Annotated in this window: 19 protein-coding genes; 13 read left to right on the forward strand and 6 right to left on the reverse strand. The window is 68.3% G+C overall.

Annotation, left to right across the window (positions count from 1 at the left end; genetic code table 11):
- Nucleotides 1-10 precede the first annotated feature (10 nt).
- A complete protein-coding gene (locus KF689_13985; protein MBX3134487.1) occupies nucleotides 11-1,084 on the reverse strand; it encodes a succinylglutamate desuccinylase/aspartoacylase family protein in 1,074 nt (357 codons plus the stop codon).
- 201 nt (nucleotides 1,085-1,285) lie between these two features.
- On the opposite strand from KF689_13985, the gene ettA reads away from it, so the two are divergent.
- Nucleotides 1,286-2,953, forward strand: coding sequence for an energy-dependent translational throttle protein EttA (gene ettA / locus KF689_13990; protein ID MBX3134488.1), 1,668 nt, complete (start codon nucleotides 1,286-1,288; stop codon nucleotides 2,951-2,953).
- Nucleotides 2,954-3,039: 86 nt separating this feature from the next.
- On the opposite strand, the gene KF689_13995 is transcribed toward ettA, so the two are convergent.
- Nucleotides 3,040-3,612: a hypothetical protein gene (locus KF689_13995; GenBank protein MBX3134489.1), complete on the reverse strand. Its 573-nt coding sequence runs from the start codon at nucleotides 3,610-3,612 to the stop codon at nucleotides 3,040-3,042.
- An 89-nt stretch (nucleotides 3,613-3,701) separates the two neighbouring features.
- Here KF689_13995 and KF689_14000 point away from each other — a divergent pair, with 89 nt between their 5' ends.
- The gene (locus KF689_14000) at nucleotides 3,702-4,895 is read left to right on the forward strand and encodes a hypothetical protein (protein MBX3134490.1); all 1,194 of its coding nucleotides are present in this window, start codon (nucleotides 3,702-3,704) and stop codon (nucleotides 4,893-4,895) included.
- 40 nt (nucleotides 4,896-4,935) lie between these two features.
- Nucleotides 4,936-5,844 (forward strand): MBL fold metallo-hydrolase, encoded by a 909-nt coding sequence (locus KF689_14005; GenBank protein MBX3134491.1) that lies wholly within the window; start codon nucleotides 4,936-4,938, stop codon nucleotides 5,842-5,844.
- A gap of 10 nt (nucleotides 5,845-5,854) precedes the next feature.
- On the opposite strand, the gene KF689_14010 is transcribed toward KF689_14005, so the two are convergent.
- The gene (locus tag KF689_14010; protein MBX3134492.1) at nucleotides 5,855-6,580 is read right to left on the reverse strand and encodes a DUF2490 domain-containing protein; all 726 of its coding nucleotides are present in this window, start codon (nucleotides 6,578-6,580) and stop codon (nucleotides 5,855-5,857) included.
- A gap of 81 nt (nucleotides 6,581-6,661) precedes the next feature.
- On the opposite strand from KF689_14010, the gene KF689_14015 reads away from it, so the two are divergent.
- Nucleotides 6,662-7,435: an SGNH/GDSL hydrolase family protein gene (locus KF689_14015; protein MBX3134493.1), complete on the forward strand. Its 774-nt coding sequence runs from the start codon at nucleotides 6,662-6,664 to the stop codon at nucleotides 7,433-7,435.
- A 39-nt stretch (nucleotides 7,436-7,474) separates the two neighbouring features.
- Nucleotides 7,475-7,957 carry a glutathione peroxidase gene (locus KF689_14020; GenBank protein MBX3134494.1) on the forward strand — a complete coding sequence of 161 codons (483 nt, stop codon included), beginning with the start codon at nucleotides 7,475-7,477 and terminating at the stop codon, nucleotides 7,955-7,957.
- A gap of 67 nt (nucleotides 7,958-8,024) precedes the next feature.
- Here KF689_14020 and KF689_14025 read toward each other — a convergent pair whose 3' ends face one another.
- On the reverse strand, nucleotides 8,025-11,393 hold the full coding sequence (locus tag KF689_14025) for a PD40 domain-containing protein (GenBank protein MBX3134495.1): 3,369 nt from the start codon (nucleotides 11,391-11,393) through the stop codon (nucleotides 8,025-8,027).
- A 93-nt stretch (nucleotides 11,394-11,486) separates the two neighbouring features.
- Here KF689_14025 and KF689_14030 point away from each other — a divergent pair, with 93 nt between their 5' ends.
- Nucleotides 11,487-12,086, forward strand: a complete 600-nt coding sequence (locus KF689_14030) for a TlpA family protein disulfide reductase (GenBank protein ID MBX3134496.1) — start codon at nucleotides 11,487-11,489, stop codon at nucleotides 12,084-12,086.
- Between the two features lie 87 nt (nucleotides 12,087-12,173).
- Nucleotides 12,174-12,644: an OsmC family protein gene (locus KF689_14035; protein MBX3134497.1), complete on the forward strand. Its 471-nt coding sequence runs from the start codon at nucleotides 12,174-12,176 to the stop codon at nucleotides 12,642-12,644.
- 34 nt (nucleotides 12,645-12,678) lie between these two features.
- On the opposite strand, the gene KF689_14040 is transcribed toward KF689_14035, so the two are convergent.
- The gene (locus KF689_14040; protein ID MBX3134498.1) at nucleotides 12,679-13,497 is read right to left on the reverse strand and encodes a hypothetical protein; all 819 of its coding nucleotides are present in this window, start codon (nucleotides 13,495-13,497) and stop codon (nucleotides 12,679-12,681) included.
- A 37-nt stretch (nucleotides 13,498-13,534) separates the two neighbouring features.
- Here KF689_14040 and KF689_14045 point away from each other — a divergent pair, with 37 nt between their 5' ends.
- The 4 genes from KF689_14045 (at nucleotide 13,535) to KF689_14060 (ending at nucleotide 17,450) form a co-directional block, all read left to right on the forward strand.
- Entirely contained in the window at nucleotides 13,535-14,581 is a 1,047-nt protein-coding gene (locus tag KF689_14045) for a S9 family peptidase (GenBank protein MBX3134499.1), read from the forward strand.
- A 4-nt stretch (nucleotides 14,582-14,585) separates the two neighbouring features.
- Complete coding sequence (locus KF689_14050) at nucleotides 14,586-15,848, forward strand: threonine/serine exporter family protein (protein ID MBX3134500.1); 1,263 nt, start codon at nucleotides 14,586-14,588, stop codon at nucleotides 15,846-15,848.
- 289 nt (nucleotides 15,849-16,137) lie between these two features.
- On the forward strand, nucleotides 16,138-16,443 hold the full coding sequence (locus KF689_14055; protein MBX3134501.1) for an FKBP-type peptidyl-prolyl cis-trans isomerase: 306 nt from the start codon (nucleotides 16,138-16,140) through the stop codon (nucleotides 16,441-16,443).
- Complete coding sequence (locus KF689_14060) at nucleotides 16,440-17,450, forward strand: fatty acid desaturase (GenBank protein ID MBX3134502.1); 1,011 nt, start codon at nucleotides 16,440-16,442, stop codon at nucleotides 17,448-17,450. Before KF689_14055 ends, KF689_14060 begins: the two co-directional genes overlap by 4 nt.
- 24 nt (nucleotides 17,451-17,474) lie before the next feature.
- Here KF689_14060 and KF689_14065 read toward each other — a convergent pair whose 3' ends face one another.
- Entirely contained in the window at nucleotides 17,475-18,731 is a 1,257-nt protein-coding gene (locus KF689_14065; protein ID MBX3134503.1) for a hypothetical protein, read from the reverse strand.
- 320 nt (nucleotides 18,732-19,051) lie between these two features.
- Between KF689_14065 and KF689_14070 the strand changes: the two genes are divergently transcribed.
- Together KF689_14070 and KF689_14075 are read left to right on the forward strand one after the other, a co-directional pair.
- Nucleotides 19,052-19,582 (forward strand): hypothetical protein, encoded by a 531-nt coding sequence (locus KF689_14070; GenBank protein ID MBX3134504.1) that lies wholly within the window; start codon nucleotides 19,052-19,054, stop codon nucleotides 19,580-19,582.
- Between the two features lie 163 nt (nucleotides 19,583-19,745).
- Complete coding sequence (locus tag KF689_14075) at nucleotides 19,746-20,192, forward strand: hypothetical protein (GenBank protein MBX3134505.1); 447 nt, start codon at nucleotides 19,746-19,748, stop codon at nucleotides 20,190-20,192.
- The last annotated feature ends 41 nt before the right edge of the window (nucleotides 20,193-20,233 follow it).

The raw sequence follows: 20,233 nt of genomic DNA on the forward strand, positions 1-20,233 counted from the left end.
ATCGATTCGGTCAGGGCGCGGCGACGAGGCCGGTGATGACGAGCGGAATGCCGGCTTGCACGGGCCCGGCCCTACGAAGATGCAACACGAGCCCGCCGTCTGGGCTGCGGACGGCTGACTCCACCCCCGACGAACTCCGCAGCCAGCCGGCTGGTTCGCCGGGGCGCAGGCTCTCGCTGGGTGTCGTCGCCGGACGCCAAGTGCCGTCGATCGCCGCGGTCACGACGGCACGGCGGGCCAGCAGGGTCGGCGCGTGCGCTTGGGTCGCGGGCGTCGCCGTAGGCATCGCTGCTTCCTCCAGCATCCCGAGCGAGGCCAGCACCCGCTGCGCCCCTTCGACGAACGCCGCCGTCGCTCGAGCGTCCTCGCGCGCGGCTCCGCGTTCAAAGACAGTGATGGCCGGCACACCGCTCAGATGCGCAGCCGTCTGCAAGAAGCGCGACTCGGCGAGGTCGCGCGGCCCGCCTTCGTCCCAGACGATGGTCGGCGTCGCCCAGACAGCCGCGAGCGCGCGCGCCGCCGAGTCTACGCGCGGGTCGAGGCCGGGGCGTGCCGCGTAGGCGAAAGCGCCGACGGCTTCGTCGCCATCGGAACCGTGCAAGTCCACGAGGTAGTCCGCCTGCGCGACGACCTCGCGCAACAGGCGCGCGGCCAGCCGCTCGGTCGGGCGGCCGTCGGGATTGCCGGGAAACACCCGGTTGAGGTTGAGGGAGTCGTCGGGCGAGACCTGGGCGAGCCCGGCAGCGAAGCCTGCGGCATTCGCCGGCGCGACGAGCAGCACGCGGCCGCGGCGTAGGCGGCCTGGTAGGAGCAGCCGAAGCGAGTCCACGGCGTGTACCGCCGCGACCTTCCCGCCGTGGACGCCGGCGACGAAGGCGACCGTCGGTCCAGCGGCCGGACCCGTGATCGCGGTCACGGGCAGCGCAGGAGCCGGCGGGTAGCGTTGCTCGGGCGTCCCGGTGCAGGCGGCGCCGGCCAGGACGATCCAAACCGCCAGCAGCCGGGTATACGCCTGAAACGAGAAGCGCCGCTCGCGCGTCCCTGTGGCAACCCCGTTCCGGAGACATCCCGTGTTCAGCCGCATCCGTGGAATGTATGAGGCCCTGACCCAGACCCTCGAGGCAAGCTGGCTGCCGCTGGTGGTGGGCTTGGCGGTCGTCGCGGTGCTGGCACGGGTGACCTGACGGGTCGGCGGGCCGCCGACCGGGGCGGCGCGAGTATCTTTCACGGCTGGATGCGCTCGAGTGCGCATCCAGCCGTTTCGATTTGACAGGAGAGATCCCGCGTGGCTCCGCAGTTCATTTATGTGATGAAGGCGCTGAAGAAGGTCGTGCCGCCTTCGCGCATCATTCTCGACGACATCTGGCTGTCCTTCTACCCCGGCGCCAAGATCGGCGTGCTCGGCGCCAACGGCGCGGGTAAGTCCTCGCTGCTGCGCATTATGGCCGGCGTCGACACCGAATTCCAAGGCGAGGCCTGGGCCCACAAGGGCACGCGCATCGGCTACCTGCCGCAGGAGCCGGAACTCGACCCGAACCTCGACGTGCGCGGCAACGTGGAGCTGGCCGTGAAGGCGCAGCGCGACGCGCTCAACGAGTTCAACGCGATCTCGGAGAAGTTCGCCGAGCCCGACGCCGACTTCGACGCGCTGATGGAGCGTCAGTCCAAGCTGCAGGAATACATCGACCAGCACGACCTCTGGAACCTCGACAACAAGATCGAGGTGGCGATGGACGCGCTGCGCCTGCCGCCGGCCGAGGCGCCGGTGACGAATCTCTCCGGCGGCGAGAAGCGTCGCGTGGCGCTCTGTAAGGTGTTGCTCGAGGAGCCGGATATGCTGCTGCTCGACGAACCCACCAACCACCTCGACGCCGAGTCGGTGGCGTGGCTGGAGCACTTCCTTGAGCGCTTTCCGGGCACCGTCGTGGCCATCACCCACGATCGGTACTTCCTCGACAACGTCGCCAAGTGGATCCTCGAGCTCGACCGCGGCAAGGGCGTGCCGTACGAGGGCAACTACTCCGGCTGGCTCGAGCAGAAGCAGCAGCGGTTGGCGCTGGAAGAGAAGCAGGCCAGTGCCCGCCAGAAGACGCTGCAGAAGGAGCTTGAGTGGGTGCGGATGGCGCCGAAGGCGCGGCAGGCCAAGAGCAAGGCGCGCCTCCAGGCCTACGAGCAGCTCGCCAGCGAGGCGCAGAACGACCGGGTGATGCAGAACGAAATCATCATCCCGCCGGCGCCGCGGCTCGGCAACGACGTGGTGCGCGCCAAGGGCCTCAAGAAGGCCTTCGGCGACAAGCTGCTCTTCGACAACCTGAACTTCGACCTGCCGCGCGCTGGCATCGTCGGCATCATCGGGCCCAACGGCGCCGGCAAGACGACGCTGTTCCGGATGATCAACGGGCTCGAGAAGGCGGACGGCGGCACGCTCACCATCGGCGAGACGGTGCAGATCTCCTACCAGGACCAGCACCGCACGCTCGAGGGCAAGCGCACGCTGTGGGAAGAGATCTCAGGCGGCCGCGAACAGATCGTCGTCGGCAAGAAGGAACTCAACAGCCGCGCCTACGCCTCGAGCTTCAACTTCAAGGGCGCCGACCAGCAGAAGCTCGTCGCCAACCTCTCCGGCGGCGAACGCAATCGCCTGCACCTCGCCAAGACGGTGATGCAGGGCGGCAACCTGCTGCTGCTCGACGAACCGACCAACGACCTCGACGTCGATACGCTCCGCGCGCTCGAAGAGGCGTTGCTCGACTTCTCGGGCTGTGCGGTGATCATCTCGCACGACCGCTGGTTCCTCGACCGCGTGGCGACGCACATCCTGGCCTTCGAGGGTGACTCGGAGGTGGTGTGGTTCGAGGGCAACTACCAGGCCTACATCGAGGACCTGAAGCGCCGGAAGGGCGCGGATGCGGATCAGCCGCATCGGCTGAAGTACAAGCCGTTGGTGCGGTGAAGACGGAAGACTGAAGACGGAAGCTTGAAGGGCGCGCTGAGCTCACTCGGTGCGCCCTTCAAGCTTCCGTCGTCCGTCATCCGTCTTTACTCGTGCCCGTGCATCCCCGCCATACTCCCGTTCGCGATGCCGAGGTGGTGCGGGGCGTGGTGATCGCCGAGCGCCACCACGCCGATGAAGCCGAGCCCGCGGATGCGGGCGACGGCACGCGCGTCACTGGGGTTGGCTGCGAGGGCGGCGAAGCGGACGCCATCGGGAACCTCGGCCACTGACATCCGGATCGCGCCGGTAGCGTCGCCGGTCCGCGCGCGCGCCTGGGTCATCCGGCGGATCGCCTCAAGCGTACGACCGCTCCCCGTCACGGTGAACGCGGCGCCCCCAGCTACCGATTCGGCCCGCACGGTCGCGCGCATCGTCACCTCGTCCATATCGATGAGGTGCTGCCGCAGTGCCTCGATGTTCACCTTGGACCAATCCGTGCGGGGGTCGGCATCGAGCATCCGCACGATCTCGGCGATGGCCGTGAACGCGGACTGCCCGCCTTCCTTGGGCGGGTCGGCGGCGGGATGCTGCATCCCCGGGGTGTGAACGTGATCCTGCGCCTGCGCCGGGACGGCAAGCGCAACAACGGCGGTGAGACACATCACGAAACGGCGCATCGGTTTCTCCGTAAGTTTGCGGTGCCGCCCTTCCGCAGATGCGGCGGCCACCATCAATGTAGTTGTACCACCAACCACCATCACCACGTATGCGTCGCGCGCTCAGCACGTTCATCGCTTTTCTGCTCCTCGCCACCCCGTTGTCCGCGCAGGACCTCACGATCACCACTGACGTCCTCGACCGCTTCGTCACGGCGCACGACCGCGAGCGCGAGGAGATCGCCGCGCTGGATCCGCAGCTGCGCGAGGTGGACCAGAAGATCCGTCGCTTCCGCGAATGCCGCATTGCCTTCGAGGCGGCGGGCTCAGCGTCACGCAGTCGTCTTGGCGGATTGGCTGCCCGTGCCGGCATCCGCGCCCGCTGCGGCGCCAATGACGAACAAGAAATCGCGCGCGAGAAGGAGACGCTGCGCACGCAGGCCACGGCGCGCGCTGCGCAGGCCGGCAACTTCACGGTGCCGCAGTTCTCGCGGCTGCGCCTGCGGCTCGAGCGCATCTACGCCTACGGCGACCGGGTCGGCCTGTCCGACTCCGAGCTCGACGCCGTCAACGCGCGGCGCGAACGCTTCGGCAGCATCTACGGTGTGAACGCCGCGGCCGTCACGGCGGCCGTCGAAGGGCTCGGGCGCAGCACAAGCGGGATTCCCACCGCCGGGCAGTGGACTCCTGACTACACGTGGCTGTACGTCGCCCAGCTCTGGGGAATGATGTACGGCACTGGCGCGAACGTCTTCGACGAGGCCTACCAGCCCGGGCAGTGGACGCGATGGGAGCTGGTCGGCGGCGGCGCGGACGAGAAGATGCTCATCGAGCGCGCCTTCATCAGCCGGGCCGAGGACGGCAGCGAATGGTGGCGCTACAAGTCGGTCACGGCCGGCGACACGCTGGTCCTCGAGGGGCTCTTCAAGAGCGCCGGCGACGGACTGCAGGAGCTCGTGCGGATGCGCGGGCGGATGCCAGGCGAGCGCGAGGCCAGCGAGTTGATGGTGCCCGAGAATATGGCGACGCTGCAGGCCTGGGGGATGTTCCGCTCGCGCCCGACCAAGGAGAGCGTGGACGGCGCGACGGTCGGCACGGAGAACGTGAGCACCCCGGCCGGTAGCTTCTCTGCGCGCCGCGTGCGCTTCGGCGGCGCAGGAGCGCGGCAGGAATGGTGGCTGAGCGCGCAGGTACCGGGGGGCTGGGTGCAGTACGTCGTGCGCGCTGACGAGAAGGAAGACGGCTTCACGATGCGCTTGGCGGCGCACGGGACCGGCGCCCGCAGCGAACTCGGGTCGCGCTGAGTCGCTCGACATTCCCAGTGGCCCGGGCGAGATTCGCGTGATGAACAATCTCGCCCGGGCCTTCGCGCTGCTCGCCGTCGCCGCGGCCCCCGCCGCCCCCGCCGCAGCGCAAGACACCAAGCTGGTCGTTCTCGGCACGGGCACGCCCAACGCCGATCCCGAGCGCAGCGGTCCGGCGCTGGCCGTCGTGCGCGGCGAGCGCTCGTACTTGGTGGACGCCGGACCTGGCGTCGTACGGCGTGCCAACGCGGCCGCCGCACGACACGGCCTCACGGCACTCACTCCGCCGCAACTGCGCACGGTGTTCCTGACGCACCTGCACTCAGACCACACGCTGGGCCTGCCCGATGTGATCTTCAGCGGATGGACGCTCGAGCGCGACGTGCCGCTCGTGGTGTATGGTCCGCCCGGCACGAAGGCGATGGTGGACCACCTGCACGCGGCCTATGCCGCGGACATCCGCAATCGTCTGGATGGCGCCGAACCGGCCAACGCCGATGGCTGGAAGGTGACGGTGCACGAGATCGAGCCGGGCGTCGTGCTGGACGACGGCAACCTGCGGGTGACGGCCTTCGCCGTGCCGCACGGTGACTGGGAGGTCGCGTTCGGATATCGCTTCGATGCCCCCGACCGCTCGATCGTCATCTCGGGCGACACGCGCGCCAGCGATGCAGTCGTCGCCGCTTGCAACGGTTGCGACCTCCTCGCGCACGAGGTGTACTCGGCGGTGCAGTTCCGCACGCGGCCTCCGGAGTGGCAGCAGTATCACGCGCGGGCGCACACTTCCACTGACGAGCTGGCGGCCATCGCCCAGCGCGCGCGGCCGGCGGCGCTGCTGCTGTATCACCAGCTCTACTGGGGCACCGACGACGCCGGCCTCGTGGCCGAGCTGCGGAGTGCGGGTTGGCGCGGTGCGCTGGAATCCGCGCGCGACCTCGGCGTCTACTGAACGCGACGCGTCAGCGGACCACCCACACCCACGAGAGCACGAGCGTGTGGTTCCATTCGTGCACCTGGCGGGAGGTGATGCGGCTCCATTGGTGCAGGTAGCCGAGCTCCACGCGCTGGCGTGCGTCGATGGGGATGCCGACGCCGACCTGCGCACGATTCTGAAAGCGGCGCTTCAGCGCGTCGTCGTGCCCGATGGGCAAGAAGAATTCGTTCGCCACGAAGCCCAGCGCCGGCCCCGCCGACGTCGGCTGCCACGCGAGCGGACGCTGCGCCCTCGCGAAGTATCGGACGCGCTGCTGATACGTGAACGGGCTGAGGTCCCCGTCCGGCTGCACGACGCCACCCCAGCGCTGCTCGAGTCGCAGGCGCTGCACCACGCTGCCGCTGCCCACCGCCGAGCTCAGCACGAGCTGCTGCCAGGTGCGGTGCTCACGGATTGGCAGCGGGTTGGGCGATTCGCCGTACGGCGCTGTCGCGATGTACGCGTAGCCCCCGCCCGCACGCAGTCCGTCGCGCAGGGTCACCTGCACGCCCGGACGCAACAGCACCTGCTGCGGCTCGGCGCCAAGGTCCATCCGGCGCCAGTGGCCATCGAACCACAGCGCCGTGCGCGGCGCCACGGCGTGGTCCACGAAGGTGTTGAGCCAAGTGGCCGGCTGTTGCAGGGTGGTCCAATCATCCTGCGCGGCGAGTGGTGCGGCGCCGAGCGCCAGCACGATGATGAGTCGTCGCATCCCGAAGGATAACAAGGTGCGCAGGGCGCGACCTCCCGCTAACTTCGCGGCATCACAACTTTACTCGCTCACGACGCAGCCTTGATCTACTCGCGGTACGTCGCCCTCGGGGATTCGTCCACCGAAGGGCTGGAAGATCCCGGCACTGACGGACGGCACCGCGGCTGGGCGGACCGTCTGGCGCAGCACGTAGCCGATGCCCAGCGTGCGCCGCTGCAGTACGCCAACCTTGCGGTGCGCGGTCGCAAGACGCGGCACTTGGTGGAGGAGCAGCTCGCGCCGGCGCTGGCGATGCAACCTGACCTCGCCACGGTGTTCTCGGGCACCAACGACATCATCCGCTCCAACTTCTCGCTCGATTCGGTGATGGCCGACCTGCGCACGCTGCACACGGCGCTGCGCGGCGCTGGGGCGACGGTGCTGACGATCACGATGCCCGACCTCAGCGAAGTGGCGCCATTCGCGCGACGCGCGCGACCGCGGCTGCTCGCATTCAACGAGGCGGTGTGTGCGCTCTGCGCGGAGACGGGCGTGTTGCTCCTGGATGTGGCGCGCTTTCCGAGTGCCTGCGATCCGCGGCTCTGGCACGAGGACCGCCTGCACGCCAACGCCGAGGGGCATCGCCGCATCGCCGCGGGGCTCGCGCACACGCTCGGCCTGTCTGGCTTCGACGATTCTTGGGCTGCGGCGCTGCCGCCAGCGCCAGCGCCGAACGCGGCGGCGCGTGCGGCGGAAGACCTCCGCTGGGCATCGAAGTATCTGTTTCCGTGGCTTCTGCGCCGTGCGCTCGGGCGCTCGTCGGGCGACGGGGTGGAGCCGAAATACCCGCAACTGCGTCCCGTGCTGCCCGGCTGACCCGCTTCACGCCGGGCCAGAAATGCGCCATACTGGGAAATGGCGACGCTCTACGAAATCCCCGTCACGACGATCGACGGCCGGGACCAGACGCTGGACGCATACCGCGGCCAGGTGCTGCTCGTCGTCAACGTAGCGAGCCAATGCGGCTTCACGCCGCAGTACACGGGACTGGAACGCCTGCAGCGCGAACTGGGTCCGCGCGGGTTCAGCGTGCTCGGGTTCCCCTGCAACCAGTTCGGCGCGCAGGAGCCCGGCGACCCGGAAGAGATCAAGTCGTTCTGCTCGCTACGCTACGACGTGAGCTTCCCGATCTTCAGCAAGGTGGAGGTCAACGGCAGCGGCACGCATCCGCTGTTCGCCAAGCTCAAGCGCGAACGCCGCGGCGTGCTCTGGACCGAGGCGATCAAGTGGAACTTCACGAAGTTTCTCGTCGGCCGTGATGGTCGCGTGCTGGCGCGCTTCGCGCCGAAGGACACGCCGGAGATGATCCGCGGCGCAATCGAAAAGGCGCTGGGGTAGTCCCCCGGCGCCTGTTCGACTGCCTTGCGCTGCCCGCGTCTTGCGCGTTCCGGTTCGCGCTGCGCGCTCAGCGCATTCCGGCCTTGGTGTCCGGATCGCGGCGCAGTCCGTCCACGCTCGGGCCCGGCCGCTGCCGCGGCCATTGCTCGGCCAGCGTCATCCCGTCGTAGAGCCGGCCGTTCTTCATCACCGCGCTGATGCTGTTGGTATTGCGCAGGTCGGCGAGCGGGTCGCGATCGAGGATCACGAGGTCGGCCAGCTTGCCGGCTTCGATTGAACCGAGCTGCTGTCCCAGCCCGATGGCGTCGGCGCCGACGGTGGTCGCCACGCGCAGCACGTCGTGGTTGGACCAGCCGCCTTCCTTGAGCAGCCACATCTCCCAGTGGTAGCCGAGGCCCTGGAACTGGCCGTGACTGCCGATGCCCACGCGTCCGCCCTGCTGGAAGATCTTGTACGCATCGGCGGCGTGCTTGGGGAAGGCGTACTCGTCATCGGAGAACCAACCACCCGGCGTACCGTCGGTGGGGCGGCGGCCGACGCGGCGGCGCGTGTTGGCCGCGAGCTCCGCGTACGGCATCCAGCGCCGCACCTTGGGATCGTCATACGGCTTCTCGCGTGTGTAAAACCAGTTCTCGCCCCAGGGGCCGCCGTAGTTCACGACCAGCGTCGGCGTGTAGGCGATGCCCGTCCACGCGAAGAAGCCCGTGACGTCGCCGTACAGCGGCGTCACCGGAATGTTGTGCTCCTGGCCGCTGTAGCCGTCCTGTGCCATCGAGAGGTTGAGACGGAAGTCCAGCGAACCCTCGGTGGTCGGCATAATCTCCTGTTCGCGCGCGGCCTGGATGATCCACTGCCGCTGCTCGCGATTGCCGGCCACGTACATCTTGATGGTCTTGGTGTCGTAGTAGCGGCTGTAGCGCCGCAGCACGCGCCGCGCGTCCTCGAGGTTGCGCACGTTCTCTTCCCAGAACACGCCCGGGCCGGTGCTGTACACGCGCGGGCCCATCGAGAGTCCCGCGTCCACCATATCGCCGTAGGTGAGCACGTCGGTGGTCGCGGTCTGTGGGTCGCGTGTGGTCGTCACGCCATAGGCGAGGTTGGCGAGGTACATCCACGGCTGCGCCTTATGGATGCCCCACGACGGCCACATATGCGCGTGGGTGTCCACGAAGCCCGGGATCACCGTGCGTCCGCTGACGTCGCGGATGGTGGCGTCGGCGGGAATCTCCACGCTGCCGCGCGCGCCCACGGCGCGGATGCGGTTGTTGACGATGACGATGTCGGCGTTCTCGATGATCTCGGTGCCGCGCATCGTGATCGCGCGGCCACCGCGCAGCACCAGCGTCCCGCGCGGGATGTCCCGCGCGATGGGCACGCTCACGCGGCGCTCCACCGGCTCGTAGGGCTTGGGCTTGAGCGTGGTGTCGGCGCGCCAGGTCGCAGAATCGCGCAGCGCCAGCTCGCGCACCCGCGCCGAGTCGATGTCATAGCGCGCGATGGCATTGCCGATGCCCCAGAGCACGGAGCGGCCACTGGTGAGCCACGACGGGAACTGCCCGCCGATGTCGGTAAGCTTGCGCGACGGGAACGCCGCGTTGTCGACATTGGCGACGGAGATCGTCACCGCCTCGCCACGCACCTGCGGCACGGTCACCACGTAGATGTGGTTGCCGACGGTCGCGAGCGCTTGGTCGCCGCGCGGCGCCATTATCGTGAGGCTGGCCGGCGGTGGCGGGTTGTCCTCGCGCGGATCGTCGCTGTCCTCCTCGCAGTACACGTGCGACTCGGCGCACTCCACCGAGCTGCCGGGCGCGATCGGACCGGTCACGCGCACGATGCGGATCTCGTCGGTGCCGTCCCAGCGGATGGACGAAAGCCCCTGACCGCTGGAGAGGACGATGCGTGAGGTATCCTGCGTGAAGTGCGGCCGCGTGCGGCCCTGCGTCTCGGCGATCACCGTCGCGGCGCCGCCAGCGGCCGGCACCCAGACGAACTCCGTCGCCGCGCCCGGCGCACCCTGCGCGACGGCGTCGGCGAAGGCGCGAGCAGGGCCGCGGATGGCGACTACGCGACGGCCGTCCGGCGACCAGGCCGGCTGCTGATAGAATGCCGGCTCCGTCGTGAGCGGGGCGGGGGAGGCGTTGCGTGCATCGAGCGCGATGCGCATCACGCGGCCGGCGCTGCCGTCCCAGGTGACGTAGGCCAGCGTGCGCCCGTCGGGCGACCACGCCGGCTGCGCCTCGACGACATCGGCGTTGGTGACGCGCCGCGGCGTGCCGCTGGGCCAATCCATCACATAGAGGCGGTCGAGCACGGTGAAGGCGAGGCGACGCCCGTCCGGCGAGAGCGCCGGATCACGCAGTTGCCGCGCGACGAAGGTGGACGAATCCGACACCGCGTACTCGAACTGCACGCGGGGGCCGGCCGCGATCTCGGCCTGCACGCGGAATGGAATCTCCGCCTGGCCTGAGCCGTCCATCGCGATGCGCCAGAGCTTGCCGCCGTACGAGGCAACCAGGCTGCGGCCGTCTGGCGTGAAGGCCATTCCCGGCAGCGCGTCGAGCGCGGCGCGCGATTCCATATCGTCGCGCTGGGTGGGGAAGGCCAGCCAGCGGTCCTCGCCGGTGACGAGATCGCGCAGGCGCAGACCCGTCTGCGCGTCGAAGCGCGAGCCGTAAACGACGACGCGATTGTCCGGCGAAAGCGTCGGACGTGCCGCCGAACCGTACGAGAAGGTCTGCGTCACCGAGCGACCCGTCTCGCGGTCGTAGCGCACGAGCTGGTACTGCGGGAAGTTCGCGTTGTAGTGCCAGGCACCGTTGCGTTCGGCGAACCACACGTAGCGTCCGTCGCGGGTGACCGCGGGGCCGGAATGCGCCTGCGTGGCGGCGTTGCCCGTGGTCGCGATCAACTGCGTGCCGCTGCCGCCGTCGCGATGGTAGATCCACAGCTTGGTGGTGCCGCCGCGGAAGGGCGCGCGCGCCGCCACGAGATACTGTCCGTCCGGCGTCCACGTGGGCGACACGTAGCGGTTGGTCTTGCCGCGTGTCAGTTGCGTCTTCTTGCCGCTGGCGACTTCGAGCAACCAGAGGTTGTCGCCGCCGTCCTCGTCGCTCACGTAGACGATGTGCTTGCCGTCCGGCGAGAAGCGCGGCTGCGCGTCGAAGGGCATCCCGCTGGTGAGCGCCGTCGCCGTGCCGCCGCCGATCGGCATCGTGTACAGGTCGCCGAGCATATCGAACACCAGGGTGCGGCCGTCGGGCGAGACGTCCACCGAGAGCCACGAGCCTTCGGTGGTGTTCAGCGTCCAGTTCCGCGTGGCCTCCAGCGGCAGGCCGCGGCGCGCCGGGCGGGTGGCGGCGCTGTCCTGCGCCGGCAGGACGAGCGGGAAGAGCAGGGTGCAAGCCAGCAGTCGCAGGATCGCGGGAACGCGCATCGGGGTGCTCCAACGGGGGGAGACGGTCCGCGCACGCTGCGCGGAGCTACAGGCGGAGAACTTCTCCTCGCCGCCGCGGATTGTCCACTCACGATGCCCGATTCCGACGCCACCGACTCTGCCACACCCGCCGAGCCGCCGCCGTCGCCGGCAACGCGCTGGCAGCGTTTCCGGCGCTACGTCACCTGGACCAACGCGCTCACGCTGCTCCTGCTCGCGTGGGTCGCGCCGCGGTTGCTGCCGCACCTCGGCGCCGTGGTCGGCGTGGAATCCGGTCCGGCGACGACGCCCGCCTACGCCTACGTGGGGCTCGACGGCGAGCCACTCTCCGACGAATCGCTGCGCGGCAAGGTGGTGCTCGTGAACTTCTGGGCGACTTGGTGTACGCCCTGCCGCGTGGAAATGCCGGCGCTGGACCGGATGCACCGCCGGCACGAGGATGCGGGCTTTGTAGTCGTGGGGCTGGCGGTGGACCGCGTGAGCACCGAGGCCGTGCGCGACTTCGTGCGCGAGCGAGGCGTCAGTTATCCGATCGCGCACGTGGACCCAAGCGCTGAGGCGACCTTCGGCGGCGTGCGTGGATATCCGACGTCGTTTCTGCTCGACCGCCAAGGACGCATCCGGCACACGGTGATCGGGCCAGTGGCGCCGGTGAGCCTCGAGCCCGCCGTGCGCCGGCTACTGGCCGAGTAGGTGAATCACCGACTTGCCGCTCGGCGCCGCCATCGTAATATTACTTGTTGGTTATACGACGATTGACAATCCCAGCCGGAGCACGCGATGGGCACGTACCACGCCACGATCAAGTGGAACCGCGGCAACGACGAGTTCCTCCGCCAGAAGTACTCGCGCGGCCACACCTGGCACTTCGACGAAGGCATCACCGTGCCGGCGTCGGCCTCGCCGCTGGTCCTGCGCGCGCCGCTTTCGGTGGCCGCTGCGGTGGACCCCGAGGAGGCCCTCGTCGCCTCACTCAGCAGTTGCCATATGCTTTTTGCGCTCTCGCACCTCTCCAAGCACGGCGCGGTCGTCGAGTCGTACGAAGACGCGGCCGAGGGCGTGATGGAGAAGCGACCCGACGGCAAGACGGCATTGGTGCGCGTCACGCTCAAGCCGGTGATCACCGTCAGCGCCAACGCGCCGGACGCCGAGACCTTCGCCAAGCTGCATCACGACGCGCACGAGGAGTGCTACATCGCCAACTCGGTGAACTTCCCGGTGCTCGTGGAGCCGCAGCTGGTCGTCCGCTGAGTGCGCGGCGGGCGCGCCGCTGCGGCGCGCCCGCTCAGTCCGCCACGAGGATGCCGCGCACGTCGCGCGCGATCACCTGGCCGAGCTCGTCCAGCGGCAGGTCGTTCTTGTCCGTGCCGAAGGGCTCCTCGATCTCGCCCGCCAGCAGCTCGAGCCCCATCGTCGCGAAGAACGTGAACATACAGGCGATCACCGTGCCGTAGCCGAACTCGAGCACCAGCCCGAACGGCATAACGAACGCGTACAGCAGCACGAACTGCTTCACGTAGCTCGAATACGAGAACGGGATCGGCGTGTTGCGGATGCGTTCGCAGGAGCCGGCGATGTCGTCGAACTGCTGCAGCAGCGGCGTGAGGCGCAGCAGCGCGTCCGGACCAAGCGCCCCGCCCTCGGCGTCCTGCCGGACCTCGGCGTGGAGCTCGCTCAGCAGGCGGTTCGGCAGGTGCGGGCCCTGGCTACCCACGGGCCGGCGCAGGTGCGTCGCCAGGGTCGGCGGGAAGTCGGCGAGCAGCGTCGCGTAGCGCGCCCGGCGCTCCAGCGGCGCGGCGGCGAGATGCCGAGACAGCCCGCGCGAGACGTTCACGAGCTGGCCCCAGAGGCGTCGCCCCTCCCACCAGCGTTCGTAGGCCGTGTTGGTGCGGAACACCAACAAGAGGCCGAGGATGATGCCGAGGATGGAGAGGAACGAGGGCCCCAGCGGGACCGCCACGCGGAACAGGTCGGTCTCCACCCAGACCACCAAGGCGGCCCAGGCACCGGCGCCGAGCACGTCGAAGAACAGCGTCCGGAAGACCGGGCTCCGCGGGAAATCCAGCAGCACGCGGACCCACTGCTTGGGGTCGTAGGCGATCATACCGATATTATACCGAGTCCCCGAACCCCCATCGCCTATGCGCTCCGCCATCCTCGCCCTGCTCCTGACCGCCTCGGCCACCGCCGCCGCCGCCCAGCAGCGGCCCGTGCCGATGGACAGCGCCCGCGCCCGCCAGCTCTACGTGAGCAACCGGCCGGAAGACCATCCGGTGGCCAACTACGCGCAGCACATCGCCGCCAAGGCGCGCACCGACAGCATCTTCGCCGCGCGCTCGGCCGGCGTGATGCGCTACGAGAAGATCACGTACCGCTCGCAGGTGGACGGGCTCGAGATTCCGGCCTACGTGTTCTCGCCGCTGACCACGCGCCCGCGCGGACACGCGGCGATGGTCTGGGTGCACGGCGGCGTGCACGGCAACTGGGACCAGAACTACCTGCCGTTCATCATCGAGGCGGTGCAGCGCGGATATGTGATCCTCGCGCCGGAGTACCGCGGTTCCACCGGCTACGGCGAGGCGCACCACAACGCCATCGACTACGGCGGCAAGGAGCTTGACGACGTCGAGACGGCGCACAGCGTGCTGCAGGCGCGGCCCGAGGTGGACCCGGCTCGCATCGGCATTATGGGCTGGAGCCACGGCGGCTTCATCACCGCGCACCTGCTGATGCGCGGGGCGCGCACGAAGTTCGTCGCCGGCGTCGCGATGGTGCCGACGACCAACCTCGTCTTCCGGCTGTCGTACAAGGGCCCGGGCTACCAGCGCTCGTTCAGCACGCAGGAGGGCATCCGCGGCCTGCCCTTCGAGCGCCGCGAGGAGTACATCAAGCGCTCACCATACTACCACGTGGATTCGCTCGCGCGTCCGATCCTCGTGCACGTGGCCACCAACGACACCGACGCCGACTTCGTGGAGTCGCAGCCGCTGATCGACGCGTTGCGTGCCCGCAAGCCGGAGCTCTCCGAGACCAAGGTCTACGTGGATCCCACGCCGGGCCCGGCCAGCGGCGGACACACCTTCAACCGCCGCGTGAACCGCGAGACGCTGTTGCGCGACGATTCGCCGGAGCAGATCGACTCCTGGAACCTCACCTGGGCCTTCCTCGAGAAATGGCTCAAGCCGTGACCTCGTGAGCGCGCCGCTGGCGGAGCACCGCGCGGGCTTCGACGACCGCGTCCGCTTCCTCACGGAGCTGGCGCGGCGGCTGCACGTGGTCGGGGTGTCGGCCTCGCGCCTGGAAGGTGCGGTGCGCTCCGTCGCGCTGAGCATCGGCGTGCGGGCCGAGATCTGGTCCACGCCCACCGGCCTGCTGCTCTCGCTCAGCGAAGCGGCGACGCCCAACGCCACGCAGGAGACGCGCGTGCTGCGGCTCGAACCGGGCGACATCCAGCTTGGCGCGCTGGCCAAGCTCGATGCCATTTCCGAATCGGTGGCGGCGGGCACGATGAGCCTCACCGACGCGTGGGACGCAATGCACGCGCTCGACCGACCGGTGAGCATCAAGCAGCAGTTGGCGACGGTGGGGGCATTCGGATTGGCGGCCGCCGGCGTGGCCGGCCTGCTGCGCACCGCGTGGATCGACGTGTCAGTGGCGGCGGTGATCGGGTTGGTGATCGGCTGGCTGGCGATCCTCAGCAACACGCGACCGCATCTCTCGGCGGCCTTCGAGGCCGTGGCGGCGCTGGTGGCGACATCGCTGGCGACGGCCTTTGCGCACTTCGTGGCGCCGCTGTCGCTGCAGACCGTCATCGTCGCGGCGCTGATCGTGCTGATGCCCGGCCTCTCGCTCACCACGGCGGTGTCGGAGCTCGCGTCGAATCAGCTCGTGACCGGGACCACGCGCTTCGCCGGCGCGCTGACCGTGCTGCTCAAGCTCACGTTCGGGTCGGTGGCGGCGTCGCAGCTGATGCTCGCGATCGGCTGGACGCCGATGCCGGGGACGCCGGAAGCCTTGCCCAAGTGGGTGGAGCTGATCGCGATGGTCGCGGCGGCCGCGTCCTTCGCGGTGCTCTTCCGCGCCTCGCGCCGCGACATCCCGCTGGTGATGGGTTCGGCGATCCTCGGCTACGTGCTCACACGCTTGGGGTCTGGGTGGTTGGGGCCCGTGGCGACGGGGACTTTCGCGGGGTCGGTGTTCTTCTCGAGCCTCCTGATGGCGGCGCTCGCCAACCTGTACGGGCGGCTGCGGGGCCGGCCGGGGACGCTGGTGCGCGTGCCCGGGATTATGCTCCTCGTGCCGGGGTCGGTGGGTTTCCGGGCCCTCAGCTTCGTGATGGAAAAGGACTACACGCTCGGCTTCGACACCCTCGTCGCGGTGCTCAGCGCCATCCTCGCCTTGGTCGCGGGGTTGCTGTTCGGGAGCCTTTTGGTCCCCCCCAGGCGCCATCTATAGAAGGGGAGGGGGGCCACATTGCCCCTCGGCGGGGTAAATTGGGGGGTTGCCCGGGTGACCGGGCCTGTTCGCTGACCGTCGTCCCCCTGCAATGCGCGCGTTTCGCTCCCTGTCCGTCCTGATCGTCGTGGCCTTCGTTGCGAGTTGCCTCGACGGTGCGCCGTTCGAGCCCAATATCGAGAAGGTCTACTTCGACCCCGCGCTCAACGTGAACTTGGCGGCCTCGACCAAGACCGCGTCGGGGCTGTACTTTCGGGATCTTCAGGTTGGCGACGGGACGGAAGTCCTGATGGTCAACGGCGACTCGGTCGGTGTGCGTTATACCGGTAAGCTTCGCAATGCAGTACAGTTCGACAGCAACGTAGACGCTACGACGCCCCTGCGGTTCCGGACGGGATCCGGCTCGATGATCGCGGGCTTCGATGAAGGTGTGCGCGGGATGCGGGTCAACGGCCGACGCCAGTTGATTATCCCGCCGGAACTCGCCTATGGCCGCGCCGGCCGCACGGGCATTCCGCCCAACAGCATCCTCGTCTTCGAAGTCACGCTGCAATTCATCTACGACTCGGATTCGACCCCAGCCCCCGTCCCGTGAAGAACGCAAATCCCACCATCGCCAGCACTGACTGGAAGGCGATTGTCGCGAAGTACGCCGGTGCTGACGTTCGCGTCTCGCTCTGGCAACTGTTCTCGACGCTGTTCCTGCTGTTCTCGGCGGTGTATATCGCCTATTGGCTGTTCGATTACGCGTGGTGGGCGAGCGCGCTGATGGTGATCCCGATCGCCGGGCTGCAGACGCGCACGTTCATCTTTATGCACGATTGTGCGCACGGCTCGTTCCTCCCCTGGTCCAAGGCCAACGACGCAGTGGGCTTCATTACCGGCGTGCTGACCTTCACGCCCTATCAGGCCTGGCGCCGCGAGCACGCCATCCACCACGCCTCGTCGGGCGACCTCGACCATCGCGGCTGGGGTGACGTGACGACGCTGACGGTGGCCGAGTACCAGGCGCTTTCGCGTTGGGGCAGGTTCAAGTACCGGCTGTACCGCCACCCGATCGTGCTCTTCGGCATCGGGCCGCTGCACCTGATGGTGCTGCAGCGTTTCCGCTTCCTGCCCAGCGAGGCCGCCGGGGCGAAGCAACTCTGGAACATCTGGATGACCAACGCGGCGATGGTCGGCCTGGCCGTCATCGCGTATATGGTGCTCGACTGGCGTTCGGTGTGGTTGCTCTACGTGCCGGGCTTCTACGTCGCCGGCGCCGTGGGCATCTGGCTCTTCTACGTGCAGCACCAGTTCGAGGAAGCGTACTGGGAGCGGAGCAAGACCTGGGACTACGCGACCGCCGCGATTACCGGCAGCACGCACCTCAAGCTGCCGGCGGTGCTCAACTGGTTCACCGGCCACATCGGCTTGCACCACGTGCATCACCTCGGCCCCAAGATCCCGAACTACAAGCTGAAGAAGGCGCACGAGGAGAATCCGGTGTTCCAGGAAGCGCCGGTGATCACGCTGAAGTCGGCGCTCAAGTCGCTGCGCCTCGCGCTGTGGGACGAGGAGCGCGGCCGGATGATCGGGTTCCGGGAGTTGCGGACGAACTGAGCCCGGCTTGGGGCGTGCCAGGGCTTAAGGTGTCGGTTGCTGTAGGACCTTGAGCCCGCCGAGCCCAGCGGCCACGAACAGCGAGCCGCCGTAGACCCCCACCATATTGCTCGACACGCCGGGCAGGTCGAGGCGACCGATGGGCGTGATGGCGGGGGTCAGGTTCTGCGCCGTGCTCGACCAATTCCCGCGCGCCACCCACACGCCGGCGCCACCGTTCGCGGCGTACGCGTACGAGCCGCTGACGGCCACCGCGTTGGTCACGGCGTCGTCGTCGTGCACGCCCGGTACGCCGGCGGGGCTGCCCCAGCTCATCAGCTTGGTGCCCGTCACGCTGCCATTCTGCCGAATGCGCGCAAAGACGACGCCCGAGTCGCCAGCGGCGACGAAGGCCCAGTTGGCTACGTTGGCAATCGTCGCCTTGTGACCGGGAGCCGTGAGCCCGCCGACCCCGAACTCACTAATGAACTTCTGGCTCGCGGCGTCGTACAGGCGCATCCGCGCATCCGAACCGAGCAAGGCGGTCACGACGCTACCGTTCACGGACACCGCGCGAACGTCGGCGAGCGTCTCCTGCATCGTGATCTCGAGCGTGGCGGCGTCCAGCACCGTGAGGCCACCGGGCCGCTTCTCGCTCGTGCCCGATGCGACCCAGACGTTTCCTTGGGCAACGGCGATGCCCGTGACGACGTGGCTGGGCACCGCGACGCGGACACTACGCGTGCTCAGGCGACCGCTCTCGTCCAGTTGGATCGTCTCCAGCACCGCCGTCGCGTCCGGATACTTCTCGTTGGCGGTCACCGTGCCGAGGTAGAGGCGATCGCCTTCCACTGCCATCGTCGTGATCTTGGTGTCGCTAAACCGGGCCGACGAGATGAGGCTCGGTTTCCAGGGCGTCGAGATGTCGAACACATCGACCGCGCCGACCAGCGTCTCACCGGCGGGCGCATACGATACGTAGGCCCGTGTGCCGCGGAATGCGATGTGACTGGCTGGCAGCGTGATTGAGGAGACGACGGGCGCGTCGATGGTGACCTGGAGCTTGTAGCTCATCTCGTTGTCGTCACCCTTGATGGAGACGAGGTACGGATTCGTCGAGACGATGCCGACCGCGCTGCCACCCGCATCGTGCACGCGCGCGGCCAACACGGCTGGGGAGTTCTCGATTGTCACACCGGGCCGCGATTCGAAGAGGGAGTTCCGCGGGGCGATGGGCGAATCGCCCTGGCAGGCGCTGAGGGCGAGGATTGCGGCGGGGGCGAGCAGCTTGATGTGGCGCATAGTCAGGTTTGGTTGATTGGACGCCCCGAATATTGACACTGGCCACTTTCGACACAACAAAGGCCGTTCTATCGTGATAGATCCAGCGAGTTCAGTGTTGGACCGCAACTCGGGAATGGCTGTGAGTGACCCGTTTGAGGCGGCAGGCAAGCAAAGTCTCCAAGTGTCACATTGTGCGACACTGACTAGTTTCTGCTTGGCATCTGGGCCTCACGCAGTTAGGGTTCGCTTGTGACGCGGGGTTGCCTCGCGTCACGGTTGCTGAATCACCGGGCTGTTTTCAGCAGCCTCGGTATCCCCTTTTCGGAGGTCGTCCCACGATGCGCGTGTACTCAGCACTTTCTGCCCTTGTCGTTGCTCTCGCATTGGCCACCAACACCGCCAGCGCTCAAGTCAGCGGCAATATGACGGTGAACACCACAGTGGGCGCGGCGTTGGCGGTGTCTGCTGCGGGAGGCGCGGCCGGCCAGCTCCGCTTCGGTACCTTGGCGCAGGGCGCCGCGTCGACTACGGTCCTGCCCTCGGACGCGACTGCAGGCCGTTTTGACGTGATCGGCATCGCGAGCACGGCGCTCGACATCACGTTCACCGCGCTGCCCGCGACGCTGAACGGGCCGGCCGGCGCCACGATTGCGGTGACGAACTATCAGGCTTGCTTTACGGCCACGACGGTGAACGCCGGCTGCGCCGCGCAGGGCATCACGGTGGGTCCGTCGATGACCGGTGGGCCAGCGCTTTCGGCCGGCGGCGTCGGGTACGTGTGGATTGGTGCGACGCTCGGCGCCATCGGTGCTGGCCAGACCACCGGCGCATATACCGGTACGCTGTCGATTCAGATCGTCGCGTTGTAGCCGTCAGTGGGGCGACCACGTGCCGCTCCGCACTCCTTCTCGTCCAACATTGCACACTTCACTAGGGAGTAGACCCTCGATGCAGCGTTTTTCTCGAGTTATTGCTGGAGTCGGTTTCCTGGTCCTCACTGCGAGCACCGTCTCGGCTCAAGTCAGCGCGAATATGACTGCGACCACCACGATTGGTGCCGCGCTGGCGGTCTCCGCCGCCGGCGGTGTGACCGGTCAGGTCCGGTTCGGCACACTGGCGCAGGGTGCCGGCGCGACGACGGTGCTGCCGTCGGCCGCGACGGCAGGCCGCTTTGACGTCGTGGGCATCCCCAGTACCAGTCTCTCGATCACCTTCACGTCGCTGCCCGCGACGCTCAACGGTCCTGCGGGCGCCACGCTGTCGATGTCGAACTATCAGGCTTGTTTCACCACGACGACGGTCAATGCGGGCTGCACGGCGCAGGGCATCACGGTCGGACCCGCGATGACCGGTTCGCCCACACTGTCCGCCGGAGGGCTGGGCTACGTCTGGGTGGGCGCGACACTCGGTGCCGTCGGGGCCGGTCAGACCACTGGCACCTACACCGGAACGATCTCGATTCAGATCGTCGCACTCTAGGGTGTGAATGCGCGCGAGTCCGTTTGCCGCGTTCGCCGATT

The sequence above is a fragment of the Gemmatimonadaceae bacterium genome, from assembly GCA_019637355.1.
In the GTDB taxonomy this organism is placed as follows: Bacteria; Gemmatimonadota; Gemmatimonadetes; order Gemmatimonadales; family Gemmatimonadaceae; genus Pseudogemmatithrix.